Origin of the sequence: Trichocoleus sp. Lan, assembly GCF_039961855.1 — a bacterium.
Lineage (GTDB): Bacteria > Cyanobacteriota > Cyanobacteriia > Cyanobacteriales > FACHB-T130 > FACHB-T130.
The window spans coordinates 11,689-37,763 of the sequence record NZ_JAMPKA010000008.1; the positions used below are offsets into that span (position 1 = coordinate 11,689).

Sequence of the window (26,075 nt, forward strand, 5' to 3'; positions counted from 1 at the left end):
CTCAATTTCCGTCTGACTGGCAGTAGGGCGTTGTCCCTAATTTTCTGCGCTCTGACAGCCGATTGGGAACACAATAGCTTAGAGTTCTAGCCTTGGACGGTGGAGCTAATGGTGATTCTACCTTAATATACAGGTTCCCGCGTCCTCCCCAGGATAAATTCATTCATTAAAGGAATTAAGGACTATGTGGGAGGGAGAAAGAGCAGGAAAGAGTAGTAGAGAAATTTTCGTTTTCCTTCCCCTTTTTTCCCTTTGTAGCGAATTTTTTTCCCCTTTTCCCCGATTTCTGAGTAAAACTTCCTATCTGTTGCCGATTAGTTTACGCTGACTGAATAAAGTTAGGGAATTATTCACGCGAGAAATCTATGCCTCCTTTAGTTGCTAATTACTACTTAACTTATCGCTGCAACGCCAGATGTCATTTTTGTAACATCTGGGCATTAGAGCCACCCCAAGAAGCTGACTTTGCTACGATTCAACACAACTTAAAGGACTTGCGCCGCTTGGGTCTGAAGTACATAGACTTTACGGGTGGCGAACCCCTGCTACGTGCAGATGTTGGTCAGATTTACGCTGAAGCCAAAAAGCAGGGATTTTGGACCAGCATGACGACGAATACAATTCTTTACCCGAAAAAAGCCAAAGAAATTCAAGGGTTAGTTGACTTCTTGAATTTCTCGCTAGATGGTGCAGATGCTGAAACCCACGACCATTCGCGGGGAGTGAAAATTTTTGACACCCTGGTTGAGTCGGTCGCGATCGCGCAAGAACTCGGCGAACAACCCGTTCTCAACCACACCGTTACCGCCCAAAATTATCAGCACATCAACGAAGTCGCAGAACTCGGTCTACGCCTAGGTGTCCGGGTATGGCTCAACCCAGCTTTCACCGCCCACGACCACTACAATTCCAACAAGAATCCCACCCCAGACATGGTGGCAGCAATTCAAGCCGCCGCCAAGAAATATAAGAATGTCGGATACAATAAGGCTGCACTGGCGTTCATTGAAGCTGGGGGGAATGATACGAAAAATCCCCGCTGTAAAGCGGTAGATGCAGTAATTGCGATTTCTCCCGACGACAAGCTACTCCTACCTTGCTATCACTTTGCCCAAACCGGCGTTCCCATTAACGGTAAGCTTTACGACCTCTATCGCCAGTCAGAGGAAGTGGAATCCTACCGCCAATCTCAGGGCAAGCTGTCCGTGTGCGAAGGATGTACGGTATGGTGTTACCTGATCCCCAGCTTCTTTATGGGTGTAGATAAGTATTGGTGGTTGAATCAAGTAACCTATGCCGGAGAATTCCTGGCCCGAAAAAGATTCTTACAACGAGCTTGAACCGCTCGATTCTCTGTTGTCTGAATGTAGAGACGCAATCAATGAAGTTTCTACAGAAGAATTTGAGAGCGACTTTTTTCAGGGACTGGCAGGACGCCGACGCAAAGCGGCGTTCGCCTTAACGGTGATTTGGGGCAGCATCATTGCCCTACATCTGTTTGTTTGGGGTTCGTGGTTAGTCCTAGGACTGACCGGACTGTTGGTGATTCAAGCGTTCCGCGTCGTATTCGCGCGACCCCGACCAGTCCCAGAGCCGTTGTCGGAAGCAACAAAAGACCAATGGCCTTCTGTTTCCCTACTGGTGGCAGCTAAAAATGAGGAAGCTGTTATTGGCAACCTGGTGAAAATGCTGTGTAATCAGGACTACCCAGTAGATCGGTATGAAGTTTGGGTGATTGACGACCACAGCACCGATCGAACCCCCCTCGTGTTAGAGCATCTGGCGAAGGAATATCGCCAGTTAAAAGTCCTGCGCCGAGGTGCGAATGGGGTTGGCGGCAAATCGGGAGCGCTGAATCAAGTGTTGTCCCTGACGCGAGGAGAAATTGTCGGGGTATTTGATGCCGACGCCCAAGTGCCACCAGATATGCTGCGTCGGGTTTGCCCAAGTTTTGAGCGGCAACAGGTGGGAGCCGTGCAGATGCGAAAAGCGATCGCGAACCCATCGCTGAATTTCTGGACTCGCGGTCAGATGGCAGAAATGGCACTGGACTCCTATTTCCAGGAGCAGCGCATTGCCATTGGCGGCATCGGGGAACTTCGAGGCAACGGTCAATTTGTCCGCAGAGCTGCCTTGGAGCATTGCGGTGGGTGGAATGAGGAAACCATCACGGACGACTTGGATTTAACGATCCGCTTACACCTGGATCGGTGGGATATCGAATTTCTGATCTTTCCCCCCGTATATGAGGAAGGCGTCACCAGTGCTAAGGCACTGTGGCATCAGCGCAATCGATGGGCAGAAGGTGGATTCCAGCGCTATCTGGACTACTGGCGTCTCCTGGTTTCAAACCGGATGGGCACCCTCAAAAGCATTGATGCGTTCTCGTTTTTGCTCACCCAGTATATTCTCCCCGCCGCTGCGGTGCCCGACTGCCTGATGGCGATCGCGCGGAATCGTCTGCCGATTCTCAGCCCCATCACCGGAATGACGTTCATTCTGTTTCTGATGGGGATGTTCGTCGGTCTGCGCCGCACCCATAAAGAAGAGAAATTGACTGCATCGGTCTTTTTCGTCACCCTGTTGCAAACCTTACGGGGTGTCCTTTATATGTTGCACTGGATGGTAATCATCGCGGCTACTACCGCCCGGATGTCCGTGCGACCGAAGCGGCTGAAATGGATTAAAACGGTGCATCAAGGCAATAGCGAGGAAAGTTTTGAGTTTTAAGTTTTGAGTTTTAAAAAAAGGGACACGGCAGTACCGTGTCCCTTTTTTTAAATAGGAAGCAGCACTGCCGTGTTCTTACTCTAAAACCCTACATCATCATCTTCTTGCCACTCATTGAGTAGCTCGTCGGCAGAATCAATCATCTCTTCGAGTGGCAAGCGCGTCGGCATCTCGGAAAGAGACGGTAAATCTAAAGTCTCCAGATTTTCCTCTCGCTCGTCAGCCAGCTTGACGATTTCCCCTTTAAAAAAGTCCGCGAGGCGTTTGGCAGCGATCGCGACTTCATCGTCCCACTCTAAATCGGGCGGTGTGGGTGGTTGGGCAGTAGCGGCTGGAGTTCGTGAAGCTGAAAAACTGCCGTTCTTCACCTCATGCTTTGCCTGCGGTGGCATCTTTGACGGCAGCGGGCTGGTTGAAGGGGGTGCTAAATCGTTACTAGCGCCATTCCCTGTCTTGCCTTCCCCAGAAGGCTGTACGGGCGGTGCTTGAGGAGTTGGTGTCCCAGATGCGATCGCTCCTACGGAATTTTGACTGGGCGATGTTCCCAAAGAATCAGACTTTTCAGAGTTTGGTGGCTTTGAAGAAGGATTAGACTTCAACTCAGCCCCCCCGCTAACTTGAAAGCTGACTTTTACCTTAGATTGAAAGGTTTTTGAAAAAGCTGCTTCCACATCTGGCAATTTTGTCTGGGCCAACTTTAACAAACCCGTTGAACTGACACTCAGGATTGCTTCCCGACCATTAAAGTTTAGTAAGCGACATCGTTGACGCAAAAATTCTTGCGTCCCAAATAGCTGGACGTGATTAATTACCTGTTGCCAAACTCGATCGAGTTCGACAACTCGATCCGTACCCTCTCCAGGCTGAGAAACTGGCGCAGGAGGTTCGGTCGATTCTCTCGGTTCTGGTGGTGGTGCCGCCGCTGAGGGCGTCTTTGGTGGCGCTTCCGGCTGAATCTGCGGAACACTAGGGAGAACGGGTTCAATGACTGGCTTAGCGGGTTGGGCAGGGGTTGAGTGTTGAGTGTTGGGTGTGGACGCCCGATCGACTCTTGCCTCTTGCGGCTCGACACGCAGGCGACTCAGATTCATACTGCCCGTTGTCTGGGGCTGCTGACTGCTATTAGCTAATGGCAACAATCCCAATAGCGTCACTTCTAGCCACAGGCGCGGCTGAGTCGTGTTTCTAATTTGAACTTCGCTGTCCTTAAGGTGCTTTTGCCCCTGCAAAATTGTCGGGATGTCCAGATCCTCAAATTCGCACAACTGAGTCCAAGTGGGCGCAGTCAAAGCTACCAAATCCGGGCGTTTGGGGGCAGTTTTGGCGATCAGTAAATCGCGGTAGAAAGCGGCAAGATTTTGGAGGACAATCAGCGGTTCTCTGCCCCTGTCCATGAGGTGACGAGCTTTTTCCAGAACTGCTTCGGGATCGGAATGAGCGATCGCCTTCAACAACTCCATTAAATCTCGTTCTGGCACCGCTCCTACCAAATCCCAGACCGCCTCTACCGTCACTTGACCGGATAATAGGCTGAGCTGGTCGAGCAGACTTTCCGCATCCCGCAAGCCTCCCTGAGCCACTTGAGACACCAAGGTAATTGCCTCGGAAGTGATGTTGATGTTTTCCAACTGGGCAATCTTTCCCAGATGCTCCACCATCGCTTCTAAGGGAATGCGGCGAAAATCAAAGCGTTGACAGCGAGAGATAATCGTCGGTAACACCCGCTGCGGGTCGGTAGTAGCCAGGACAAAGACAACGTGCTTGGGTGGCTCCTCTAGGGTCTTCAGCAAGGCATTGAACGCAGCTGAACTGAGACTATGAACTTCGTCAATCACATACACTTTGTAGCGGCACTGAACGGGGGCATATTGGGCGCGTTCGATGATTTCCCGGATATTGTCTACTCCGGTGTTACTCGCAGCGTCGATTTCAATCACGTCCAGCGCTGAACCTTTGGCGATGCCTTGGCAAACAGGACAAATACCACAAGGTTGTTCTGTCGGCTGACTATTCTGAAGACAGTTCAGCGACTTTGCCAGAATCCGGGCGCTGGAGGTTTTGCCCGTTCCTCTAGAACCCGTGAATAAATAGGCGGGGGCAATCCGTTCGGTGCGGATGGCGTTGCGGAGTGTGTGGGCGATCGCTTCTTGTCCCACCAAATCCGCGAACGTCTGAGGGCGATACTTGTGATGTAGGGGTTCGTAGGTCACGGCAGGGTTTCGTCAGACAGATAAGCGACAGAGGTGTCGATAAAAGTGTAACGTGTTGCTCTAGTCGAACCGGATGCGATCGCCTTCTGGTTGTCTTTAGAGAATTGGTGTGGTTTTCTGGAAAGCAAACATTACGGTTAACCGATCAAAAGCTCATAATAGCCAGTAAACTGTTCAAGCCCGTTAGATAAAATCTGAGAAAGTAAGGGCGGGGGGACTCTAGCAAATGCTCAAGCAACTATGGCGATCGCTGGTAAGGTGGTTTCAGCGTTTATTTGGAACGGGCGGCAGGCGAAACCCAACACCCGCCTCGGTTCGCTCGGAACCCCCTAAACCCCTGACGGATACAGATTATGAATTTTTGTACAGCCAACTGCTCGAAGGAGTCGCGCATGGCTGGCAGCAAGACCGGGTTTTACGATTTTTTGAGTCTCTGGGCGATCGCGGTCAATCATCCCTATGGGTGGGGTGGCTGAACCGCTTTGGGGAAAGATTATTGGCTTCCCCTGCACCTAATAATGAGTTAGCGGCGCGAATGGTGCAGCTTGGTCAGGTGGGGTGCGGAGAAATCGGGGAAGTTTCTTATGATATTGGGATGCAACTGCTGACGAGAAACGCTCCGGCACGAGCAGTAAACCCCCCACCCGTCTCTTCTATCTATGAATACGAGGAGTTCGACGCGCCGGAGGAGGAAGTCCCCGCAGTTAGTGAGGAAGGGGAGGAAGGCGGAGAACTCAAAACAGTCACCCTGGATGAGTTGTTGGTAATGTTGCAGCAGGATAGCGGTTTACTTCAGCAAATTTCCGAGCAACTGCAAATTGAGACGACCGATCCACAAGTCATTGTGCAAGCATTGATGAATCAATTCAATGCGGCAAATCCATCCAGTGCCGAGGAAGCAGAAAATCCATCGAGTGCAGAGGAAGCCGAAGCTTGGTTTAATCAAGGCAATCAGCAAGCCAGTGCTGGAGAATTGTCAGATGCGATCGCTAGCTACGATCGTTGCTTAGCGCTTAGCCCGGATAATTATATCGCCTGGAACAACCGAGGCGTGATGCAGAAAAATTTAGGACAGTTGCAAGATGCGATCGCCAGCTTTAGCAAGGCGATAGAAATTAAACCCGACTTTTACGAAGCTTGGAACAACCAAGGCAATACTTTCCAGGACTTAGACCGTTTAGAAGAAGCGATCGCTAGCTTCGACAAGGCAGTAGAAATTAAAGCAAACGACCCAGAAGCCTTCTACAATCGGGGATTAGCGCTAGAAAACTTGAACCGCTATGAGGAAGCGCTGGCTAGTTTTGACCGGGTTCTGCAACTCCAACCCAACTATTCAGAAGTCTGGATGGTAAGAGGCGAGACCCTACACCGCTTAGCTAGATATGAGGAAGCGATCGCCAGCTACGACCAAGCTTTGCAACTCAAACTGGATGACTGGGACTCCTGGATCGGTCGCGGCAAGTCGGCGCTTCTTTCAGCGAGTTTGGACCCCTTACTGAGTTCCTTAAGTAAGGTCGCTCAAAATAATCCAGCCTTGAACCAGCGCGGCGATGAAGGGCAATTGGCAAGCTACGAGGAAGGTTTAAAGTACGTTTCTCAAGACAATAACCCAGAAGGTTGGGGCAGATTGCATCAAGCAATCGGCAATGCTTACTATGAGCGATCGCAAGTGAATCCAGAACCCAATCCGTTGCGCCAAAAAGCCATAATCGAGTACGAACAGGTGCTATCAAGCCTCCCCGAAGCCGATTTTCCAGAGTTGCATCAAGAGATTTTGCAAGACCTTCTGCAACTCCAGCAATCTTTAGGACGACCCTCTGAAGAATCCTGAATAATCTGACAGGGCAGCTTTCCCTCGCTTGGGGCTGCCCGTTTTTTGTACAATAACCATTCAACCTCGCAAAACCACTTTCATGCCCTTGACTCGGACAATCCAAAGTATCTATACCGATGGTGCCTGCGTCGGCAACCCAGGTCCTGGAGGCTGGGGTGTTGTTGTCTATTTCACCGATGGTTCGGTCTATGAAATGGGCGACGCCGATCCGGCAACCACTAATAATCGAATGGAAATGCAAGCCGCAATCGGCGCATTGAAACTCGTGAACGGCCTCGGACAACAAGAACCCATCACCCTCTACACCGATAGTGAATACCTGAAAAACGGTGTTACCAAATGGGTGAAAGGTTGGAAAAAGAAGGGTTGGAAGACAGCAGAAGGGAAACCCGTCCTCAACCAAGACCTCTGGGAAATACTCGATGAACTCAATCTTCCCCGGATCGAGTGGCGGTATGTCCGGGGTCACGCAGGAAATGAGGGGAATGAGCGATGCGATGCGATCGCGCGGGCTTTTGCGACGGGGAAGACTCCTGCGTTGCAACAACCCGTAGCAGAAGAGTCAATTGTTTCACCCGCCACTAATTCTATTGATAACAAAACGATACAATCGAGTGACTTATCTTCTGACCCTCCTAACCTCGGCCTAGTCATGGTAGATTCTACTACTCCATCTGCTCTTGATTCTCAGGACAATCTGCCCCGTGAGGTGAGAGTCGCCCAGCTGCGTAATCTGATAGAAACTCTCCACGTGGCTGATGAAATTGCTGCTAAAGGCTACCTAATTACTAGCTCTGAATTAGCTGACTTGATGGATGTCAATGCCAGCGCTGTCACCAGTCGCGGAGACCACTGGGGATGGCGCAATTGGATTGTGTCGCGGGTTCGCCGCGAAGGCAATCAAATTCTCTGGCAGCTAGAACGGGTGGATGCGGTTAACAGTAATTTCGATTCTTAAATGAGTTTTGGTTTTGGGGAAGTGGGAAAAAGTTGTGAGTTTTGAGTTTTGATTTTTGAATTTAAAGAACTCTCTGATGACTCAAAATCCAAGACTCATCACTCCCATTCCCCCTTTGCTTGAAAACTCAAAACTATCCATAACTCCGACCACGCCACTGCTTAGGAGTACGGATAGCAGACAGAAAAATCCGCAGCACGGCCAAAGGATCTGCCAGAGGGGAAAGATAAAAGTAAACAGGTAAAAGTAAAAAGTCAAAGTTCCTTTCCCGTTTACCTGTTTCCGATCCCCGAAAGCCGGGGGATTGTACTTTGCTTTCATAAGACGGCGCGATCGCGAGTAGCAACGCAAACCGAATCAATAGCAGAAATAAATTTAACCCGACAGCAGCCACCACTGGGAGTGTCGAAGTTCCCATCAGCAGCCAGCTGAGCAAAACCAAGGACGCAGGTAAAGGTAAACCCTGAACGGCGAATAGCAGCCACAAATCCCCCCATATCTGACCCCTGGAAGCAGCGTCTTTTAGGTCAAGCGATCGCCCCCACTCTTTCCAAGTTTCGGCTGCGCCCTCATACATCCGCACCTTCAAAACCTTGGCTCCATCCAGAAAGCCCACCTTGAACCCACGGGAGGCAATATTGCGGGCAAGGGTCACATCGTCGCAAAAAGAACTCCGGGCGCTGGTATAACCCCCTACAGCCTCCAAAACAGAGCGACGGCACAGGAAACACTGACCGTTCGCCATTACCCGCTCCGGATCTTGGGTATTTGTACCCGCTGGATCGAATCGGTAAAGCAGGGTCATCAAGAGTGCTGGTTGCAGCCACCACTCCCCTGGATATTTCAAGATAAATTGCGGCGACAGGGAAATTAGGTCATAGCCCTCTTCTTCCGCTGTCCTGAGCAAACCGGCAACCAAACCGGGAATCGCCTGAGTATCGGCATCCATTCCCAAAATCCACTCGCTCTGTTCGCTAGTGTGCAAAAATCCGGTATGTAAAGCCCAAGGACGCCCTACCCAACTAGGCGGTAAAGGGTCATCGGTCATTAAACGAAACCGGGGATCTTGCTGCTGTGCCGCTTTAACTAACTCTGGAGTTCCATCCTGGGAGCGACTATCAACAACGATAATCTCCCGGACTTCGTAGCTTTGGCGGGTTAGCCCAGCCAGCGCTGGGCTAATTCGCTCTGCTTCATTTAAAGTCGGAACCACGACACTCACAGCACCTAAGAGTTCAGGCGTGGTAGTGTCGGGTTGAATAGGCGATCGCCGAGACGGCCCTTTCAATAGACGCGAGAGCAGGATCGCTACTGCTGGTGCCTGAACGAGTAGCAGCAGCAGCGATAGTGCGCTCTGGAGTGTTAACCAATCGACGTTCACTTCACCGCCACTTTGACTTGAGTCACTGGAATTTCTGGCTTCAAACTCGCAGCAGTTTCCGCTGTGGATTCGCGAATCTCTGCGGGTTGTGCCATTTGCCAGAGGGTCAAAGTGGGAATGACACCGACCAGAACGCCCAAGGAGACGGGTATCCAATACCCAGCTGCCAAGCTCAATCCGGCTGCATAACCAAAGTTACTTAGATAGATGATGAGCGGGAAACCTAGCCCAGAACGATCCAATAAAATTGGCGTCTTTCTCCACAATATTGCTCCCACACCGATAAAGAGCGAGCTAGTGCCAAACCAACCGGCATAGTTTCCGTAAGGTGTGCCAAAGAAGGCTCCTGGCTGTTCCCAATACCAAAAAGGGACCATTGTTTGACTCATCGCTGGCTCCAGCGCAAAGTCCCAAGAGGTGAACATCATAGCAGCTACAGCGATCGCGCCCACATAGCGAACCAAGCTCGGATGTTGCCGAGTTTTTAGACCCGCGCAGGCAATTAAATAAGAAACCAATCCCATATAAAACCAGGACAAGGGAATGGTAAAAGGTACCAGTCCACCAATCTTATACCCCAAGCCGTTCAGGTAGCTGTAGTCACCAAATGGAAAGCCTGTACTGGTTCCCAGTAATTCGCTTCCCAAGGACAGGCACACCGCAGGCAACATGAAAGTCAGCCAGTGCCACAGTCCTAACTTTCTATAGGCATAAATGGCAACGGCGACCGTTCCCAAGACGATATTCACCACGCCACCCCAAGTCATACTCCACTGGAATGCAGTCTGCCCAGTCTCCCCTAAACTCATAATTATTTCAGGATGGGGTACGACCAGCACCAGCCCCGCCAGTCCAAAAACCATCGTTACAATATGACCAATCAGGCAGAAACGCTCGACAGTGACAAGTTGCTTCATTGCAGAATTCTTACTTCTGTATGTTCTTAATAGTAGTTTACAAATGTTTGTCAAATAACCCCATGCTTGTGCGGCTGTCGTCGTTAGTCGTGGCTTAAGAGTCCAAATTTAGTTGGAAGTCTCCCAATCTCGTGTCAGAAGTCCAATTCACCCGTTAGCACAGCGACCTCGATCAACCTTTGGAATATTCCGAAGTTCAAGGCTGCTGCTGGACTCCAGACTTCCAGAGAAGGACTTAGAAAGAAAAAAACGACAATCAAATAAATTCTTCGCCAGTCGGCTTTTGGCTCTTCCTGGTCGGCGGTCAGTAGGGGAAAGCAGTTAAGATATTGGCAGCAACACTTAAAAGGCTTTTTCACTAAAAACCTATTGGTTGCGTTTTTAAGCTGGGCTTGCTCTCCAAGAGCAGCTCGGTCGACCCTATCGGCTTCATGGCGCATGTACTTAACATGACTTCATTTCTGCCTAAAGAAACCAAAATTGCGATCCGTCCCGTTCAATACCGCGATCTAGATGCGCTGGAACGGCTAGCCGCAGAAGATTTTGACGCAGGAGACCAAATTTACTCAACGGACAATCTGGGTAGAAAAGTTCATCAAATTCGACCCTGGTTTGGCCCGCTGAAGTTCTTGAGCTGGTTTCCCAATCCTTGTCAGCACACTTTTTGCGTTTATGTCGCGGAGCAGGATAACCAAGTTCGCGGTACGATCCAGGTTTCACCGTTCAACCGCACGCGCAGCACTTGGCGGGTTGAGCAGGTAGTTTTGGAGACAGGGGTACCGGCGGAAGTTGGCTCGCAGCTTTTACGTTATTGCTTTGAGTCAATCTTGGAAGCGCGTACCTGGGTGTTGGAAGTCAATGTTAACAACAAAGCAACACTGGCTCTTTACCGCCAGAATGGGTTTCAACCTTTGGCTCAGCTGACTTATTGGGCGATCGCTCCAGAGCTGCTTTCGTCACTGCAAGAGCGCGAACCGGATTTACCCAATCTTCTCCCAGTCAGCAATGCTGATGCCCAGTTACTCTATCAACTCGATACGGTGTCAATGCCACCGCTGCTACGCCAAGTTTATGACCGTCACATCCATGACTTCAAAACTAGCTTCGCTGGCGGGTTTCTCACCAGCTTGAAGCAATGGATTGGCAAGACGGTTAGCGTTAGTGGTTACGTATTTGAACCGCAGCGCAAGGCAGCAATTGGCTATTTTCAAATTTTTCTGTCCCGCGATGGCTCCCAACCCCATGTCGCTGAGTTGACCGTACACCCAGCCTACACTTGGTTATACCCGGAGCTACTTTCCCAAATGGCTCGGATGGCTAAGGATTACCCTTCCCAGTCCTTACAACTGGCTTCAGCCGACTATCAGCCAGAACGAGAAGAATATTTGGAACAATTGGGGGCAGAACGAATTTCCCACTCGCTCCTGATGTCTCGTTCTGTGTGGCACAAGCTACGGGAGGCAAAGCCCATTTCCCTAGAAGGGCTACAGTTGGCGGAAATGCTTCAGGGTCTCCAACCCGCTCGCAAAGCAGTACCGGGGCGGATGTCTTGGCTGAAGTCAAAGCATAAGAAGCCGCAGGTAGAACCGCAGAAGGATTTATCGTCCTCTGTGGCGTTGCCTCCAAAAGGGGGAATCGTGCTAAATTCCCAATCCCTTGATGCCACGAAAGCTAGCCGCACAGAGCGGGGAGAAGAGAATGGAGAGAATCTCGGCACTGGGTTTGGATGTCGGTAAAAAGCGGGTTGGGGTAGCTGGCTGCGATGGCACTGGATTGATTGCCACCGGAATCGCTACGATCGAACGCACTTCCTTTGAGCGGGATATGGAGCAACTGCGACGCCTGGTTGAGGAGCGACAAGTGCAAGTTCTGGTCATCGGCTTACCCTATGCGATGGATGGAACCCTAGGATTTCAGGCGCAGCAGGTGCAGAAATTTGCGACAAGAGTGGCAGCGGCTCTCCAGTTACCGCTGGAATATATGGATGAGCGGCTCACGTCTTATGAGGCAGAGGAACTGCTGAAAACAGAAAGGCGATCGCTCTCCCAAAATAAACCTCTAATTGACCGCAAGGCGGCAGCTTTGATTTTGCAACGCTGGTTAGATGAACGTCGAGCCGCAAACAAAGTCGCAAAGCAACTTGTAGAAACAACCTATATCGCGTCTGGCGCACAGATACAGACACAGGCAGAGACATCGGAAATTCCCAATTGATTCGCAATTCCCGATTCTCCATCACCGATTTCCAAATCAGATGATAATATGAGAGATTGCTGCATTCTAAAAATAGACTTTATCCATGACTCTGCCGCAACAGCGTAAACACGAAATTATGACGGAGTATCAGGTTCACGAAACTGATACTGGCTCGACGGATCTCCAAATTGCGATGCTGACAGAACGCATCAATCGTCTCAGCACTCACCTCAAAGCCAACAAGAAGGATCATGCTTCCCGGCGAGGTTTGTTGACAATGATTGGTACCAGAAAGCGTCTCCTGTCCTACCTGCAAAAGGAAGATAGACCCCGCTATCAAGCCTTGATTGGTCGCCTGGGTATTCGCGGTTAAACCGCCGATAAACTTATGTCTTCAGAAGAATCCCAACGGAATCGCTTACCGTTTGAACCCGCTAAGAAGAATCGCAAAAAACCAGCGAAAAACCAACCAACAGCCCCAAGCACTGCCAAAAAGGAAGGTCAAGAGCCCTCTCCAAGAAAGCTCGAATCTTCGGCAGTCCCAGAGGTGGTGAGCAAACGCATGGCTCGCCGGATGGCTCTTTTTTGTGGGATTCCTAGCGCTTTAGGCATTTTGACTTTTATTGTCAGTTATGTCGTGGTTAGCCAGCACTGGTTCAAGTTGCCCAACGCCGCAGTTGTACTTGTGAGTATGGGCTTCTTTGGGTTGGGCGTTCTGGGATTAAGTTACGGGGTTCTCTCAGCCTCCTGGGACGAAGAGAGACCGGGTAGTAAAATCGGCTGGAACGAGTTCACCACGAACTGGGGACGGATGACAGCAGCATGGCGCTCTGCTGGGCAAAAGGATTCATAAATCCCGCGCAAATACCAGCAGTTCAAAGGTGAGTTTTACTTATAAGTTGTTTAGAGAACGATTGCCATCGGTCTCGCTCTTTCCTGGGGTTTGAACCCCAGGCTATTTTCATTTTTTGCTGGAGAGATAAACTCGGCGGTCTATCTAGGCAAAGCTAGAGAAGTATTATCTCTGGTGACTTTTGAAAAAGGAGATATTCGGCAGATAAACAACCGAATTATGGATTTGGAAAAATGATTGTAGTCATGAAAGCTGGCACTCCAGAGGTTGAGATTGAGCGCGTTAGCGCCGAACTCGGTACTTGGGGACTGACACCAGAAAAAATAGTTGGGAAGCACAAGGTGGTATTAGGTCTGGTTGGTGAGACGGCTGACTTAGATCCCCTCCAGATGCAAGAAATTAGCCCTTGGGTTGAACAGGTTCTGCGAGTTGAGCAGCCCTTTAAACGGGCAAGCCGCGATTATCGTCACGGTGAAGCTAGTGACGTTGTGGTATCAACGCCTAACGGTAATGTCACTTTTGGCGAACACCATCCTTTAGTGGTTGTGGCTGGCCCTTGTTCGGTCGAAAACGAAGAAATGATTATTGAAACTGCACGTCGAGTTAAGGCGGCGGGAGCGCAGTTTTTGCGCGGCGGTGCCTATAAGCCTCGGACTTCGCCCTATGCATTCCAAGGACACGGTGAGAGTGCCTTGAATTTGCTAGCGGCGGCGCGGGAAGCGACAGGCTTGGGCATTATTACAGAACTGATGGATAGCCCTGAATTGGATGTGGTGGCAGAATTTGCCGACGTGATCCAAATCGGTGCCAGAAATATGCAAAATTTCTCCCTGTTGAAGAAAGTAGGGGCGCAAGAAAAGCCTGTGCTGCTGAAGCGGGGAATGGCGGCGACGATTGAAGATTGGTTGATGGCGGCGGAGTATATTATGGCTGCTGGCAACCCGAACGTGATTTTGTGCGAACGCGGTATCCGCACCTTTGACCGTCAATATGCGCGGAATACGCTGGATTTGTCGGCAATTCCGGTGCTGAGAACTTTGACTCACCTACCAATTATGATTGACCCCAGTCACGGTACAGGTAAGTCTGAATACGTGCCTGCGATGGCGATGGCATCTATCGCTGCTGGTGCTGACTCGTTGATGATTGAAGTCCACCCCAACCCGAAGAAAGCCCTTTCAGACGGCCCTCAATCTCTGACACCAGAGCGTTTCGACCGCCTGATGCTAGAGATGTCTGTAATTGGTAAAGCTGTAGGTCGTTGGCCTGAACCTGCTGTTGCATTAGCTTAGAGTTACAAGGGTGGGCAAAGGCTCACCCTTTTTTATGGATGCGATCGCTACTGTTGATTAGTTTTGGAATGCGATCGCTACTTTTGATTAGTGATGGAATGCGATCGCTACTTTTGATTAGTGATGGAATGCGATCGCTCCCAGTACATCCCCCAACCTCCCTTTAAAAGGCGGCTAGATTCTTCAAAACCCCTTTATTAAGGGGGTCGCCGCAGGCGGGGGATCAAGTCTGATGCCAGAGGTATTGGGAATGCGATCGCTACCTTTGATTAGTTCTGGAATGTGATCGCTCCTGAATGAGATTTAACATTTTTCCGAAAATGTGCCAGCTTATCAACCACTGGGCGGTTGAAACCGCGTCTACACAAACAAAGTCCGCCTTCGCAGACTCTGATAACCCGCCTTCGCGGGTTTTACTTTGGTTGCAGAAATTGAATTCGCAAAATGCGATCGCTTTCCTCTACCCTCAGATAGGTTTTTGATGCCACAACAATAAAGAACAATACGACAAGCCTGCTTTTGTCAGGCTTTGTTTGTGTAACCCCAGCCTACAGGCTGCGGACATCTTAAAAGCTAAGTTCTGTAGGTGGGATATGGTGTCTTGGCGTTGGTTGATTGCTTCTGGTTTCATCGCTTTCTTAACGTCCGGCTGTACTAAACAACTCACATCTGGAGAGATTGCCAAGCAAGTCGGAAACAGTGTAGTTCTGATTACCTACGCAGACGCACAAGGAAATGGCAGCGGCTTTTTCGTGTCGGGAGAAAAGAAAGTCTGCACCGTACTCACAGCGCGTCATGTGGTGGCACCCAGTAGTCAATTGAAGCTGCAAACCAACGATAGAAAATTTTGGAACTCGGCGACTATTCAAAACTTCCCCAATCAAGATTTAGCACTCATCACCTTCGATCCAGGTAGCGAAAACTGCCCTTATAAAGCCCTTGAATTGGGCGACTCAGACACAGTGAACGTGGGAGACGGCATCTACATTACTGGTTTTCCTGGTGGTTCTTCGGCACAGCAGTTTGTACCGGGTACGGTGTCAGCACTTGGCAAGCTATCTGATGGCTATGGGATTTCCTACCCTGTTATAACCGCTGGGGGAATGAGTGGGGGGCCGGTGGTAAATACAGCAGGGAAGATAATTGCAGTTCATGGACCCAGCGAGAGAGAACTTGTTAAAAAGGCAGAACTCACGAACGGAAATCTGCCGCCAGAACAGCAGTCTGCACAAAATGTAAATTCCGCTGATGGGGACGCACAAAATACTTTTAAATGGGGCATCCCTAGCAATACCTATAAGGTAAATCTTTCCAAGATGCTTGCCGAAGCGGCGGCGACAACAAATGCGGAAGAGTTGTTGAATAGCGGCAATGATTTGTTTCCTCCGAACGCTACAAAGAAGCGGTTATTGACTATGACAAAGCAATTCAAATCAAGCCTGACTACCATGAAGCTTGGCATAACCGAGGCGTGGCGCTAGGGGAGTTGAAACAGTACCAAGAGGCGATCGCATCCTATGACAAAGCGATTCAAATCAAGCCTGACAAGCATGAAGCTTGGACTGGTCGAGGCATTGCGCTAAGGAAGTTGGAACAGTACCAAGAGGCGATCGCATCTTATGACAAAGCGATTCAAATCAAGCCTGACAAGCATGAAGCTTGGACTGGTCGAGGCATTGCGCTAGAGGAGTTGAAACAGTATCAAGAGGAGATCGCATCCTATGACAAAGCGATTCAATTCAAGCCTGACTTCCATGAAGCTTGGTATAACCGAGGCGCGGCGCTAGGGGAGTTGCAACGGTATGATGAGGAGATCGCATCCTATGACAAAGCGATTCAATTCAAGCCTGACAAGCATGAAGCTTGGTATAACCGAGGCGTGGCGCTAGGGGAGTTGCAACGGTACGATGAGGAGATCGCATCCTATGACAAAGCGATTCAATTCAAGCCTGACAAGCATGAAGCTTGGTATAACCGAGGCATTGCGCTAAGGAAGTTGGAACAGTACCAAGAGGAGATCGCATCTTATGACAAAGCGATTCAATTCAAGCCTGACAAGCATGAAGCTTGGCAGAACCGAGGCAATGCGCTAGTGGCGTTGGAACAGTACCAAGAGGCGATCGCATCTTATGACAAAGCGATTCAATTCAAGCCTGACTTCCAATTAGCAATAAATAATCGTAAGAAGTTACTAACTCCGTTAGGACGCTCAAAATAGCGGAAATTTATTAGGACAACATCGCTAAACTTATAACTTGTCACAGACAGCAGCTTCGGATTTTCTCAATTAGCGCCTATGCGGTATGCGGAATAGTTATAAGTAGCTATGTTGTCCCAGTCACAGCAGATTATTTTTTAGCAGTTTCTCCAGCTTTCAGATCCTCATCTGCCAAAAAGTTTCCCAAATGAACAGACGGCGAAGCTGGGGACAACAGAGAAGTAGATGGTTCACCGTTACTGTTTTGATCCACAGTATTCTTATTCTCTAAAGCCTCAATCATCTTGCTCAGAGACTTATAGGGATCAACACCAACATCCAGCGTCACCAATAGGGGACAATTGTCGCCACTCAGTTTAGTTTTGGCACAGATAACAGATTGACTGGGAGTTGTGGGATCATCGCGATAACTAAATTCAACCAGACCATCTTGGCGATAATTTTCCAAACGACTTTCAATCTCGCCACAACGTTTTGGAGTATTCCACTCATCACCAAAGGTGTTTACCATTCTCAGCCAAGGTTGCACCTCTTTGTCGTTATGATAAACCACTGTCCAAATTTCACCTTCCTCGGAGTAAGGTCGGAGTTCGCAAGTAAAGCGGTCATTTTTTCCGCTGAATAGTAACGGCGGCTTCTTGTTATTAATAACATCGTTTGCAAAGGCAGCAGCACCAATCAAAACACCGATAATCGTTACCACCAAACCTGCTTTTGCTAAAGACATACGACTTGTTCCAAAACCCCGTAGAGATCTTGATGTTTCTAAGATAACTTATCTATACACCTATCTAAAGGAGGGTTTATGAAGAGATTGCAAAACTTGGCAGTTATAAACCGCGTCTACATAGACGAAACCAGCCTGCGCGGGTTAATTTGTCAAGCGATAAAATTTCGGAGAATGCGATCGCATTCCATCTTTGTAGGGGCGAAGCATTCGGGCGAAAAAATAGGCTATTGACGATAATTGATCTACCCGAAAGCTTCGCCCTGCCTCACAGATAATTTATATGTACTGACTTCGCCCTGTCACAGGAAAGGGCGAAGCTTTCGGGTATAAGGATTTACGGTGGGTTTCATAAGGTATCGCCCGAATGCTTCGCCCCTACAAGATTGGTGATTTATTGATGAGATTTTCCTCGTCTTCATCCCAATTTAACGGATTTTCTAAGATGTAACGCCTGATGTTTTCGTATGCTTTTTCGTTGCGGATAATCTCTTCATAATAATTGCGCTGCCATAATGTGCTAGAACTTCTATTGACGCGATTAACTCTGCGTGTTGCTGTTGATTTAAAGCTTTGAATAATTGCTCCCAATGAACCTGATTGAGTTCCATTGAATAAGCTATTTTTAGAATTTGATTTACTTCCTAATAATTCCCGCTTGCTAATATTATTTTCGCTTTCATTAATAACAATAATCCCATGCAAGTGATTAGGCATTACAACATAAGCATCGAGTTCAATAAAAGGGAAATGATGAGGTAAATTATTCCAAACTGCCTCAACAGTTGCACCTATGAGATTGGGGTGCATTACTCCATCTATAATTTCTCCTAACAAACATTGCCTTTGATAACAGCAGATAGTGACATAATATGCACCCACTTGCCCATAATCATATCCCTTGAGGCGAATGGAGCGACGATGGTGTTTGTCTGGGTTATAGGACATTTTACTGCCTCAACGAGATCGCTCCGCTATTCTGTCATTACTCCCATAAAAAAATTACCCAGCTCTAGTTAGAGCTGGGTGATAGGAAAAACGGGCTAACCTAAAGTTGATTAACCCGATAGCTTGGGAACGCGCACACAAATTACTTTTGCACAACCAACTTGACGTTGGCATTTTGCAGACCGCGTTGCTTGACTTCAGCCAAGGTTTTGTTCACGGCATACTTCTGATTAATCGAGTTAATCAGTTCGGTTTGGTTGTGCTTCTTGGCGACGCCCCACAGGTCAGCAATCAGGTCGAAAGAACCGTCGCTGTTGCGAGACCAACCGAGGTCATACTCGCCTTCCAGAACTGCAACGATGTCAGAACGAACCCGCTGACCGTTATAACCCCGAACATCTGCTTCGGTCTTAACACTGATACCCAGGTCGCGGAGAGAAGCTTTCAGGATTTCGGCATCGGTGATTTTGGTACGCAGAGTGCTAAAGTGAGACATTTGGATTTCCTCCAGTAGAGAGTTAAGAGAAACGACAACTTGTGGATGTGAGTCTGCCGCCTGGGCACATTACTGGGCGGCTTTTTTTTGTCAAACTGCTAGCAAACTGCTAGCCTTTCCTCCTGTTGGGAGCAGGAGAAAGCTTTTAGAACTCCAGTCGCTGATACTCGGCGACGGAGGACGCAGCAGGTCGCGCTCGCTGTCTGGCCCAGTCCCTCAGGGCCGTTACCTGCTCGTTCATAGTTCGGGAAAGCGGCAGAGTAGCTTTTATTGCCGCGATGATATCAAGCTGGGTAAATTCTCGGTCTTGGGCAAAAGCTTCGTACATTGCCGCAACCAATCCCTGCTCAATTTCTGCCCCGGAAAATCCATCCGATACCTTAGCTAGCTGGTCGAGGTCAAAGCGAGAAATGTCCCGCTTCCGCTTGCTAAGGTGAATATTGAAAATCTCTTTGCGTTCTTCCGCAGTCGGCAAATCTACAAAGAAAATCTCATCAAAGCGTCCTTTGCGGAGAAACTCACCCGGTAGACGTTCAACCCGGTTGGCAGTTGCCATCACGAACACCGGAGACGTTTTTTCTTGCAACCAGGTAAGGAAAGAACCAAAGATGCGGCTGGAAGTGCCGCCATCTGAGTCAGCAGACCCTGAAGTACCGGCAAATGCTTTATCCAGTTCATCAATAAACAGAATCGCTGGGGAAATTGATTCAGCCGTTTTTAAGGCATTCCGCAAGTTAGCTTCTGAGCGCCCCACCATTGAGCCGTCGTACACTCGCCCCATATCTAGGCGCAGAAGTGGCAGACTCCAAAGGCGGGCAGTCGTTTTGGCAATGAGAGATTTGCCACATCCCGGTACCCCTAGGATTAACATCCCTTTGGGTTGGGGCAGACCGTATTCCCTTGCTTTCTCTGTAAAAGCATTGGAACGTTGTCTCAGCCATCGCTTTAGCTCTTCTAAACCGCCAACCGAATCAATGGTTTCATCTTCTTCGATAAATTCCAAGATGCCGTTGCGGCGGATTAGCTGCTTTTTCTCAGAAAGAATAATATCGACTTCTGTTTCCGTCAGACGCCCGGTTTTAACGAAAGCTTTCCGATAAACTTTTTCGGCTTCATCCCGCGTCAGACCCAAGGTTGCTTTTAGCAGTTTTTCCCGAACTTCAGTTGTGGTGCGGCGAGAACGGGTTTGCTCTAACTGGCTAGATAGCACTTGGTTCAGTTCTGCCAAATCTGGCAAAGGATAGTCTAGAACAACGACTTCCTTTTCCAGCTCAATGGGGATTTGCTGAACGGGTGACATGAGAATGATAATTTTCTGTGTCCCTTTGAAGCTGGCGATCGCATCTCGCAGCCACCGCGTTGTTGCTGGTGAGTCAATAAAGGGGTGTAAGTCTTTGAAAATAAAGATACCAGGCTCTCTTTGGCGTACTACCCATTCAATCGCTGCCTCTGGGGAGACGGTGTTGTGCTGGGTAATATGGCGGGGTTGACCGTACTCGACTATACCGTGGGTGACAGTCCAAATGTAGACGCGCCGAGCCAGGGATTTTGTCTGAGCAATATTGGCAATTGTTCGCTCCGCCCGCTCTTCTTCGGAAGTTACTAGGTAGATGAGGGGGTATTGAGCTTGAACCAGAATATCTAGCTCTTCTTTCATATCTATCGACCCATTAGAGACGGCACAACCACTAGCCAAACATTTATCAACCGCAACCAACGTGAGCAAGCGAGGAATTCAAGCAGTCTGGAGGATTTGGAACTTTAACAGGGAACCAACGCCTCTTCTCCCTGAGAATCCGTGCCGAGTTCACCTCTGGCATTTTCAAGGGTAGTCAGCTCTTCAGCGATTACACCTGGTTGATTATCCAGGGAAACCATTTCTCCATCTCGCAGTACCACAGAGCTAGTACACTCCGGACAGGAATAGACTCGATGAGTCCTTCCTTGGATTGCTTCTACCTCATCAACCACTTCTGGGTTAGCCAGGTAGAAGACGATCGCTCTTTCGACAATTGTTGACATGGGTTCCGTGTCAACAGCTGAGCGAATTTTGAGCTGGCGATGGAGACCTGGAGGAAGATACAACGTAACCTTTTGCTTGTCTTGCATATAACTTTTCAGTTGTTCTACCCGGGTATATTTCACAGGTTATCTGCCTTATTCCGGGCTGTCAAGACATCATGCCAGCATGACGGCAATATTGTTACATTGCTTAATATTTTCCGGCAGAGTCGGATGAACTGGCGTAAGGAATATAAGCAAGCAGAACGGAGATGGGTTTCGGTGTCCATTGCTAAATAACCTTCCCAGAGGGGTCCGGCGTCCTAGATCGGTTGTTAGAAGTCAGAGAGTCGAAGCTTGTTGCAACTGGCGTGTTGTTGTTTATGCGATCGCACTCTGTGTAATGCTGTGGAGTTGTCGCGCCTCGGATACCCAGTCGCCAACCTGGAAAACTTATAAAAACCCGCGTTATAGCTTCGAGTTTTCTTATCCCAGTACCTGGATTGCTGCGCCAATGCCAGACAATCGGGATGGACGAGCTTTTAGAGATCCTCAAGACCCAGAGGTGGAAATATTAGGAGTGGCAGGCGATCGCTTGCCAGAAATTGAACTTGCGCCATCAGGGCAAAAAACTCCCCATCAATTCACGCAGAAGAACTTTACTACCCAACAAGGAGTTACCGGAAAACTTTATGTAGAACTACGTTCAGATATCAGTTTGATGCGATTGACACTGATTCAGGGAAGGATACGGTACTACTGGCAGGGGCGATCGCCCTCTAAACAATTTCCCAATTATTATCGCTTCTTCTATTATGTTGCCGGACAATACAGCATCCCCTTGCAAGTGGAAGGAAGAGAGGGAGAGAGGTTAAGAGAGGGAGATTCCAGGCAGTAATCAGCGCGAAATCCTATAAAACCTCAAAATTCTCTAAAAATATAGGGCTTTGGCAATTTTTAATTTTAACTTTTACTTTTTAAATTCCGGAAGGGATTAGGATTGGTCTGAGGAAATCCGCTTTATCCGAATTACCTGCCAATCCGCGTGGTTTTACCATAAGTGTAAAGTGCCATTTAATTCCATGCCCTCCGAAACAGAATCACCCCAGAATCTACCAACCGAGTCAAAGCCATTGCGAGTTTTGATTGTAGAAGACGATCCCATGATGCAGTTGGGTTTGGAGCAGTCATTAGCCGCTCATCCGCAGTTCACGATTGTCGGACAAGCCGAAGATGGCTATTTAGGCGTTGAAGCTGCTCTTAAACTGAAACCGGATCTGGTGGTTATGGATATTGGTCTGCCAAGACTAGATGGAATTGCCGCCACCCAGCAAATCAAGGCAGCGCTTCCTGATATCCGGGTAGTGGTATTGACCTCCCATACGACAGAAACCGAGATTATTGCCGCCCTTTCTAGTGGTGCAGATGCTTACTGCATCAAAGGTGCCAGTGTAGAACGCTTGCTCTCTGCGATCGCTGCCGCCCAAGAAGGTGCTACCTACCTCGATCCGCAAATTGCACGACGAGTAATTGACCATCTTAAACCGCCTTCAGTGACCGGCAGTGTTTCAACGCTATCGCAGCGCGAGTTAGAGGTATTGAAATTAATGGTAGAAGGCAAAAGCAATCCGGAGATTGCTGCCGCCCTCTACCTCAGCCCCAACACGGTCAAAACCCATGTCCGTGGCATCATGAACAAACTGTCTGTCGATGACCGGGTTCAGGCAGCTGTTGTCGCGCTTCGTTCTGGACTGGTGTAAACCAAATTCTGTAGGAATGCGATTCATTGTATTTCTACAGAAATGTCCGACGCTCCAAGTGATAAAGTTGTGCGATTTGATGTCTACTTTCCGTAAACTGACCTGACTGTTGATGCGTCGAAACCTGTGGTTTTGGTTCCATTAAAGACTGTCTGCTGGTCAAACGGGGAGTTTTTGTAATCGCCTCTGGCTGAATCACAATAAGCCCCGTGCGCCGAGCGTATAAGTAAAATGACAACATGACCATGCACCCTTGAATTCAGTGTCAGGTCTCAGGTTAAGACGATTAGAAGCGATCGCACTTCATCCGCTTGTCTCACCCAACTGGGTGAACATCAATTCTGTCTTAAGCTAGATGAAAGATTGCCAAGCCAAGGTTAGGGCGGCTAACTCACAAGTCTTTAGTTTAATTGTGTCCAGCTACTTAGATGGTCAACAATACTTTTAAAAAATCCTTTCCCTACAATTTAACTGTTTCAAAAAACAGTAATCATCTAAATCATATGATTTATTTTATCTACCTCATGCTCTTGATTCATCCTAATGGATGATTTTAAAAAAGGACAAACATTAGCAATTGATAAAAGCTTTTTTAAAAGGTGATAAGAATCAATATCATCCAAAAGAATGAGCTAGTTGGGTGAAGTGGAAGCTGAGAGCTAAACATTACCTTGGTAAGTGTAAGGAACACCAAATCACTTCAAGGAACACTAACCATGCAAGCTCCAATTAATACTCAAGCAAATGCTAACATCCAGACCAACAAACCTGTACTTCAGCGCGGTTCCCAAGGAGCATCGGTTGAAGAACTGCAAAGACTTTTAACTCGCTGGGGAACTTATAACGGTGACATTGATGGAATCTTCGATATCGTCGTTGAAAATGCAGTGAAATCTTACCAGCACCGCGTCTTTTTGAAAGAAGATGGAATCGTGGGAAATCTAACTTGGCAGGCGCTTTACAAGGGTGCGCCCGTCAATATGCCGGTGCTGCAAAAAGGTAGCAAAGGTCAAATCGTAGTCACGCTTCAGCGTCTTTTACAGACAACTGGCGATTTTACTGCTGCAACTAGCCCAAACTTCGGCCCAGCAACAGATGCAGCGGTGCGCTCTTTCCAAAAGCGCTCTGGTTTAATAGCGGATGGAATTGTTGGCGATCGCACTTGGCACGCTTTGAGTAAGATTCCTCACTAAAGAAGGAACTTCCCTCTCTAGACGCCGCTCCGTGAATGGAGAGGCGTCTAGAGATTTTTCTATAAGGTTGATGAATTAACCGGATTCGATATAACTTCAAAAACTAAAAGGTTAAGAAGCAACCCGATTTAGGGGTAATGTAAACCATAACGTTGTCCCCAATCCAGGACTGCTATTCGCCCCAATTTCCCCGCCGTGGGCTGTGATAATTTGCTTGCAAAGATACAATTTCAAACCAGTGCCAGTTGAGCAACTGGATCTGGGATCGCGGATATAAAGATCGAATAAGCGATCGCACTCTTGTTGGCTCATCCCGCTACCGTTATCCTGAAGCGTACAGCGCAGTTTTTGAGTCTCAACGGTGGCGCTCAGCTGTAGGCTCAGTTTAGGGGGATTATGCTTCAAAATATGGTTGAATAAGTTTTCTAAAACTCGCTGTAACTGAGCCGGATCGACTATAACCAAGGGTAAATCAGCGGAAACGAGATTCGTTAGTGTCGCTTGATTTTGCGACAGCATTGGCTCTAAGTCTTGGAGAATCTTTGTAAACAGAGTCTTTATTTGAACAGACTCGCGATGGAGGACAATGCCCTCTTCCTCGCTAGAGTGAGTTTCTAACAAGGAATTAATCATTCCCAATTGCCGATCGTTCCCTTGAATCATGCGCTCGACAATTGAGCGAGAAAGAGTGATTTTTTCCGATGGCTGATTGAGCAAATTTTTTAGCACCATTACAGTTCCAATTACCGAAGTCCGGAGTTCGTGGGAAACTGTATGTAAAACAACGTCCTTGAGTTGGTTCATTTCTTGGAGTTCTGCCACTACCTGCTGTAACTGGGCAGTGCGCTCCTCGACAGTCCGCTCTAGACAGGTATTCAGAGTGGATACTTGTTCGTAAAGTTGTGCTTGTTGGATGGCGATCGCGACTTGGGTTGCTAGCGAACAGAGCAATTCAATTTCAAATTGTTGCCAATGACGCGATCCGCTGCATTGATTGGCGATCAACATTCCAAAAAACTCGTTTCCCACCAGAATGGGAACGCATAAACTGGCTTTAATTTGATATTGAGCGTAGTAGGCAGTATGAAAGCGAGATTTAACGACTTTCTCTGTATCATCAATTGCCTGAACCTGACCTTGTTTAAAGAAAGATTTAAGTTCTCTGAGGTAACGGTCACTTGTCACCCAGCCGAGAATCGATCGACAATCCGGTACCACTGATTCTGCTACAACTTTGCCTTGAGAAGTGGTATCTAAGTGAGCGATGAAAACTCGGTCAGCTTGCAGAAATTGCCGAACCTCCTGAACGGTGTTGTTGAGAATTTGATCGAGATCCAGCGATCGCCGAATTCTCAGCGCAATCTCTCCTAGTAAGCGAGCCGCACTCAGAGCGCAGATGCTAGCGCGATCGCGTTCTCCCGCAGCCCGGAGTTGGACTTCCGCCTCCTTTCGCTTGGTGATATCGAGAATATATCCTTCGTAGTGGGTGATGTTCCCTTGGTCATTGCGGACAACGCTGGTGAATTCATAAACCCATCGCACCTCACCATCAGAGCGAATCAGGCGATAGTCCTGTTCCTGAAAATTTAAGCCAGCCGCATCATACGCTTGAGTCTGAGCCTCAACTTGAGCTAAGTCATCGGGATGAATAACGCTACCATACGTCACCCTGCCACTCATGAAGTCATCCGGTTGATAACCCCACTGACTGATATTGGGCGAGACATATTCCACTGGTCGATTTTCTTGGGCAACCCAGCGGAAGACTGTAACAGGCCCTCTGATAAATAATCTGCGTTCTCGCTCTAGTGCTGCTTCAGCTCGCTTGCGCTCTGTCACTTCCATCAGCAAGCCATCCCAGAGAATATCACCGTTCGCCTGCTTTTCCGGACGGGAGGCGCATTGTACCCACTTAATTTTGCCAGTAGGCGTGACGATGCGACCTTCCCAAGCCCAAGGTTGTAGCGTGGTGGCAGAAATATCTACAGATTCTTCATACCCTTTGAGATCGTCGAGATGAATTAAATCCTTAAGCAGTTGAAAATTCGCCTGAATATTTTCTGGTTCTAACTCAAACAATTCTTGGTACCCGGGACTGGCACAGACGATGGACTCACGACCATCCGGGCACCGCAGGTACTGGTAAATCATGCCCGGTATGTTGGCAACCATTCTTTGAAATCTCGACTCTTGCTGTCTGAGCTTGTCTGTCGTTTTCTGAATCGTTTCAATCTCGCCGTCAGCCAGAATTTGTTTGAGCTTTTCAAAGGCGGCTTCGTCCCGACAACACTCCCGGATGGCTTCTAGATATTCAGGCATTAGCAATTACTTCACTTCTTTTTAACTCAACCATTTTTCAAC

The 26,075-nt window shown here is 48.5% G+C and carries 26 protein-coding genes; 16 read left to right on the plus strand and 10 right to left on the minus strand.

Annotated elements, in window-relative coordinates; genetic code table 11:
• Window positions 1-365 precede the first annotated feature (365 nt).
• Both NDA03_RS08970 and NDA03_RS08975 read left to right on the plus strand, forming a co-directional pair.
• A complete protein-coding gene (locus NDA03_RS08970; RefSeq protein ID WP_348237861.1) occupies window positions 366-1,340 on the plus strand; it encodes a radical SAM protein in 975 nt (324 codons plus the stop codon).
• Window positions 1,294-2,730: a glycosyltransferase family 2 protein gene (locus NDA03_RS08975; protein ID WP_348237862.1), complete on the plus strand. Its 1,437-nt coding sequence runs from the start codon at window positions 1,294-1,296 to the stop codon at window positions 2,728-2,730. The genes NDA03_RS08970 and NDA03_RS08975 overlap by 47 nt, the downstream gene beginning before the upstream one ends.
• An 80-nt stretch (window positions 2,731-2,810) precedes the next feature.
• Here the strand turns inward: NDA03_RS08975 and NDA03_RS08980 are convergent, their stop codons facing one another.
• On the minus strand, window positions 2,811-4,940 hold the full coding sequence (locus NDA03_RS08980) for a DNA polymerase III subunit gamma/tau (RefSeq protein WP_348237863.1): 2,130 nt from the start codon (window positions 4,938-4,940) through the stop codon (window positions 2,811-2,813).
• A 226-nt stretch (window positions 4,941-5,166) separates the two neighbouring features.
• Between NDA03_RS08980 and NDA03_RS08985 the strand changes: the two genes are divergently transcribed.
• A complete protein-coding gene (locus tag NDA03_RS08985; RefSeq protein ID WP_348237864.1) occupies window positions 5,167-6,771 on the plus strand; it encodes a tetratricopeptide repeat protein in 1,605 nt (534 codons plus the stop codon).
• A gap of 82 nt (window positions 6,772-6,853) precedes the next feature.
• Window positions 6,854-7,732, plus strand: a complete 879-nt coding sequence (rnhA, locus tag NDA03_RS08990; RefSeq protein WP_190537006.1) for a ribonuclease HI — start codon at window positions 6,854-6,856, stop codon at window positions 7,730-7,732.
• A gap of 133 nt (window positions 7,733-7,865) precedes the next feature.
• Here rnhA and cruG read toward each other — a convergent pair whose 3' ends face one another.
• Together cruG and cruF are read right to left on the minus strand one after the other, a co-directional pair.
• On the minus strand, window positions 7,866-9,113 hold the full coding sequence (cruG, locus tag NDA03_RS08995) for a 2'-O-glycosyltransferase CruG (RefSeq protein WP_348237865.1): 1,248 nt from the start codon (window positions 9,111-9,113) through the stop codon (window positions 7,866-7,868).
• Window positions 9,110-10,030 carry a gamma-carotene 1'-hydroxylase CruF gene (gene cruF / locus NDA03_RS09000; protein WP_348237866.1) on the minus strand — a complete coding sequence of 307 codons (921 nt, stop codon included), beginning with the start codon at window positions 10,028-10,030 and terminating at the stop codon, window positions 9,110-9,112. Before cruF ends, cruG begins: the two co-directional genes overlap by 4 nt.
• Before the next feature lie 449 nt (window positions 10,031-10,479).
• Here cruF and NDA03_RS09005 point away from each other — a divergent pair, with 449 nt between their 5' ends.
• The 8 genes from NDA03_RS09005 (at window position 10,480) to NDA03_RS09040 (ending at window position 16,589) form a co-directional block, all read left to right on the plus strand.
• Entirely contained in the window at window positions 10,480-11,766 is a 1,287-nt protein-coding gene (locus NDA03_RS09005) for a GNAT family N-acetyltransferase (RefSeq protein WP_190674147.1), read from the plus strand.
• Complete coding sequence (gene ruvX, locus NDA03_RS09010) at window positions 11,729-12,244, plus strand: Holliday junction resolvase RuvX (protein ID WP_242030640.1); 516 nt, start codon at window positions 11,729-11,731, stop codon at window positions 12,242-12,244. The genes NDA03_RS09005 and ruvX overlap by 38 nt, the downstream gene beginning before the upstream one ends.
• Before the next feature lie 85 nt (window positions 12,245-12,329).
• A complete protein-coding gene (gene rpsO, locus NDA03_RS09015) occupies window positions 12,330-12,599 on the plus strand; it encodes a 30S ribosomal protein S15 (RefSeq protein ID WP_190415339.1) in 270 nt (89 codons plus the stop codon).
• Between the two features lie 15 nt (window positions 12,600-12,614).
• Window positions 12,615-13,079: a PAM68 family protein gene (locus NDA03_RS09020; RefSeq protein ID WP_348237867.1), complete on the plus strand. Its 465-nt coding sequence runs from the start codon at window positions 12,615-12,617 to the stop codon at window positions 13,077-13,079.
• 233 nt (window positions 13,080-13,312) lie between these two features.
• Complete coding sequence (gene aroF, locus NDA03_RS09025) at window positions 13,313-14,371, plus strand: 3-deoxy-7-phosphoheptulonate synthase (protein ID WP_190441324.1); 1,059 nt, start codon at window positions 13,313-13,315, stop codon at window positions 14,369-14,371.
• Window positions 14,372-14,409: 38 nt separating this feature from the next.
• Entirely contained in the window at window positions 14,410-14,538 is a 129-nt protein-coding gene (locus NDA03_RS09030) for a hypothetical protein (RefSeq protein ID WP_277877672.1), read from the plus strand.
• 426 nt (window positions 14,539-14,964) lie between these two features.
• Window positions 14,965-15,852, plus strand: a complete 888-nt coding sequence (locus tag NDA03_RS09035; protein ID WP_348237868.1) for a serine protease — start codon at window positions 14,965-14,967, stop codon at window positions 15,850-15,852.
• Complete coding sequence (locus tag NDA03_RS09040) at window positions 15,798-16,589, plus strand: tetratricopeptide repeat protein (RefSeq protein WP_348237928.1); 792 nt, start codon at window positions 15,798-15,800, stop codon at window positions 16,587-16,589. Before NDA03_RS09035 ends, NDA03_RS09040 begins: the two co-directional genes overlap by 55 nt.
• A 130-nt stretch (window positions 16,590-16,719) precedes the next feature.
• On the opposite strand, the gene NDA03_RS09045 is transcribed toward NDA03_RS09040, so the two are convergent.
• On the minus strand, window positions 16,720-17,316 hold the full coding sequence (locus NDA03_RS09045) for a COP23 domain-containing protein (RefSeq protein ID WP_190415347.1): 597 nt from the start codon (window positions 17,314-17,316) through the stop codon (window positions 16,720-16,722).
• A 78-nt stretch (window positions 17,317-17,394) separates the two neighbouring features.
• Here NDA03_RS09045 and NDA03_RS09050 point away from each other — a divergent pair, with 78 nt between their 5' ends.
• A complete protein-coding gene (locus tag NDA03_RS09050; RefSeq protein ID WP_190415349.1) occupies window positions 17,395-17,550 on the plus strand; it encodes a hypothetical protein in 156 nt (51 codons plus the stop codon).
• A 144-nt stretch (window positions 17,551-17,694) separates the two neighbouring features.
• Here the strand turns inward: NDA03_RS09050 and NDA03_RS09055 are convergent, their stop codons facing one another.
• From NDA03_RS09055 to NDA03_RS09070, 4 genes are all read right to left on the minus strand, one after another.
• The gene (locus tag NDA03_RS09055; protein ID WP_190415351.1) at window positions 17,695-18,264 is read right to left on the minus strand and encodes a transposase; all 570 of its coding nucleotides are present in this window, start codon (window positions 18,262-18,264) and stop codon (window positions 17,695-17,697) included.
• 142 nt (window positions 18,265-18,406) lie between these two features.
• On the minus strand, window positions 18,407-18,760 hold the full coding sequence (locus NDA03_RS09060; RefSeq protein ID WP_190415354.1) for a DUF1257 domain-containing protein: 354 nt from the start codon (window positions 18,758-18,760) through the stop codon (window positions 18,407-18,409).
• A gap of 145 nt (window positions 18,761-18,905) precedes the next feature.
• Window positions 18,906-20,417, minus strand: coding sequence for an AAA family ATPase (locus NDA03_RS09065; RefSeq protein ID WP_190415355.1), 1,512 nt, complete (start codon window positions 20,415-20,417; stop codon window positions 18,906-18,908).
• A 104-nt stretch (window positions 20,418-20,521) separates the two neighbouring features.
• The gene (locus tag NDA03_RS09070; RefSeq protein WP_190415708.1) at window positions 20,522-20,869 is read right to left on the minus strand and encodes a hypothetical protein; all 348 of its coding nucleotides are present in this window, start codon (window positions 20,867-20,869) and stop codon (window positions 20,522-20,524) included.
• Window positions 20,870-21,050: 181 nt separating this feature from the next.
• Here NDA03_RS09070 and NDA03_RS09075 point away from each other — a divergent pair, with 181 nt between their 5' ends.
• Window positions 21,051-21,659 (plus strand): hypothetical protein, encoded by a 609-nt coding sequence (locus NDA03_RS09075; protein WP_348237869.1) that lies wholly within the window; start codon window positions 21,051-21,053, stop codon window positions 21,657-21,659.
• 184 nt (window positions 21,660-21,843) lie between these two features.
• Window positions 21,844-22,521: a response regulator gene (locus NDA03_RS09080; RefSeq protein ID WP_190428820.1), complete on the plus strand. Its 678-nt coding sequence runs from the start codon at window positions 21,844-21,846 to the stop codon at window positions 22,519-22,521.
• Window positions 22,522-22,555: 34 nt separating this feature from the next.
• On the opposite strand, the gene NDA03_RS09085 is transcribed toward NDA03_RS09080, so the two are convergent.
• Window positions 22,556-22,762: a hypothetical protein gene (locus NDA03_RS09085; protein WP_190525646.1), complete on the minus strand. Its 207-nt coding sequence runs from the start codon at window positions 22,760-22,762 to the stop codon at window positions 22,556-22,558.
• A gap of 475 nt (window positions 22,763-23,237) precedes the next feature.
• Between NDA03_RS09085 and NDA03_RS09090 the strand changes: the two genes are divergently transcribed.
• Complete coding sequence (locus NDA03_RS09090) at window positions 23,238-23,714, plus strand: peptidoglycan-binding protein (RefSeq protein ID WP_190525648.1); 477 nt, start codon at window positions 23,238-23,240, stop codon at window positions 23,712-23,714.
• A 111-nt stretch (window positions 23,715-23,825) separates the two neighbouring features.
• Here NDA03_RS09090 and NDA03_RS09095 read toward each other — a convergent pair whose 3' ends face one another.
• Window positions 23,826-26,033 carry a PAS domain-containing protein gene (locus NDA03_RS09095; RefSeq protein ID WP_348237870.1) on the minus strand — a complete coding sequence of 736 codons (2,208 nt, stop codon included), beginning with the start codon at window positions 26,031-26,033 and terminating at the stop codon, window positions 23,826-23,828.
• Window positions 26,034-26,075: the final 42 nt, after the last annotated feature.

Bases quoted from the DNA above. Each gene is read 5' to 3' on its own strand.
- NDA03_RS08970 (WP_348237861.1), top strand. From the start codon at position 366: ATGCCTCCTTTAGTTGCTAATTACTACTTAACTTATCGCTGCAACGCC.
- NDA03_RS09095 (WP_348237870.1), bottom strand. From the start codon at position 26,033: ATGCCTGAATATCTAGAAGCCATCCGGGAGTGTTGTCGGGACGAAGCC.
- aroF (WP_190441324.1), top strand. From the start codon at position 13,313: ATGATTGTAGTCATGAAAGCTGGCACTCCAGAGGTTGAGATTGAGCGC.
- NDA03_RS09065 (WP_190415355.1), bottom strand. From the start codon at position 20,417: ATGAAAGAAGAGCTAGATATTCTGGTTCAAGCTCAATACCCCCTCATC.
- NDA03_RS09035 (WP_348237868.1), top strand. From the start codon at position 14,965: ATGGTGTCTTGGCGTTGGTTGATTGCTTCTGGTTTCATCGCTTTCTTA.
- NDA03_RS09050 (WP_190415349.1), top strand. From the start codon at position 17,395: ATGAAGAGATTGCAAAACTTGGCAGTTATAAACCGCGTCTACATAGAC.
- NDA03_RS09080 (WP_190428820.1), top strand. From the start codon at position 21,844: ATGCCCTCCGAAACAGAATCACCCCAGAATCTACCAACCGAGTCAAAG.
- NDA03_RS09005 (WP_190674147.1), top strand. From the start codon at position 10,480: ATGACTTCATTTCTGCCTAAAGAAACCAAAATTGCGATCCGTCCCGTT.
- NDA03_RS09020 (WP_348237867.1), top strand. From the start codon at position 12,615: ATGTCTTCAGAAGAATCCCAACGGAATCGCTTACCGTTTGAACCCGCT.
- NDA03_RS08985 (WP_348237864.1), top strand. From the start codon at position 5,167: ATGCTCAAGCAACTATGGCGATCGCTGGTAAGGTGGTTTCAGCGTTTA.
- NDA03_RS09045 (WP_190415347.1), bottom strand. From the start codon at position 17,316: ATGTCTTTAGCAAAAGCAGGTTTGGTGGTAACGATTATCGGTGTTTTG.
- NDA03_RS09070 (WP_190415708.1), bottom strand. From the start codon at position 20,869: ATGCAAGACAAGCAAAAGGTTACGTTGTATCTTCCTCCAGGTCTCCAT.
- rnhA (WP_190537006.1), top strand. From the start codon at position 6,854: ATGCCCTTGACTCGGACAATCCAAAGTATCTATACCGATGGTGCCTGC.
- cruF (WP_348237866.1), bottom strand. From the start codon at position 10,030: ATGAAGCAACTTGTCACTGTCGAGCGTTTCTGCCTGATTGGTCATATT.
- NDA03_RS08975 (WP_348237862.1), top strand. From the start codon at position 1,294: ATGCCGGAGAATTCCTGGCCCGAAAAAGATTCTTACAACGAGCTTGAA.
- NDA03_RS09030 (WP_277877672.1), top strand. From the start codon at position 14,410: ATGCGATCGCTACTGTTGATTAGTTTTGGAATGCGATCGCTACTTTTG.
- rpsO (WP_190415339.1), top strand. From the start codon at position 12,330: ATGACTCTGCCGCAACAGCGTAAACACGAAATTATGACGGAGTATCAG.
- ruvX (WP_242030640.1), top strand. From the start codon at position 11,729: ATGGAGAGAATCTCGGCACTGGGTTTGGATGTCGGTAAAAAGCGGGTT.
- NDA03_RS09060 (WP_190415354.1), bottom strand. From the start codon at position 18,760: ATGTCTCACTTTAGCACTCTGCGTACCAAAATCACCGATGCCGAAATC.
- NDA03_RS09085 (WP_190525646.1), bottom strand. From the start codon at position 22,762: ATGTTGTCATTTTACTTATACGCTCGGCGCACGGGGCTTATTGTGATT.
- NDA03_RS09090 (WP_190525648.1), top strand. From the start codon at position 23,238: ATGCAAGCTCCAATTAATACTCAAGCAAATGCTAACATCCAGACCAAC.
- NDA03_RS09055 (WP_190415351.1), bottom strand. From the start codon at position 18,264: ATGTCCTATAACCCAGACAAACACCATCGTCGCTCCATTCGCCTCAAG.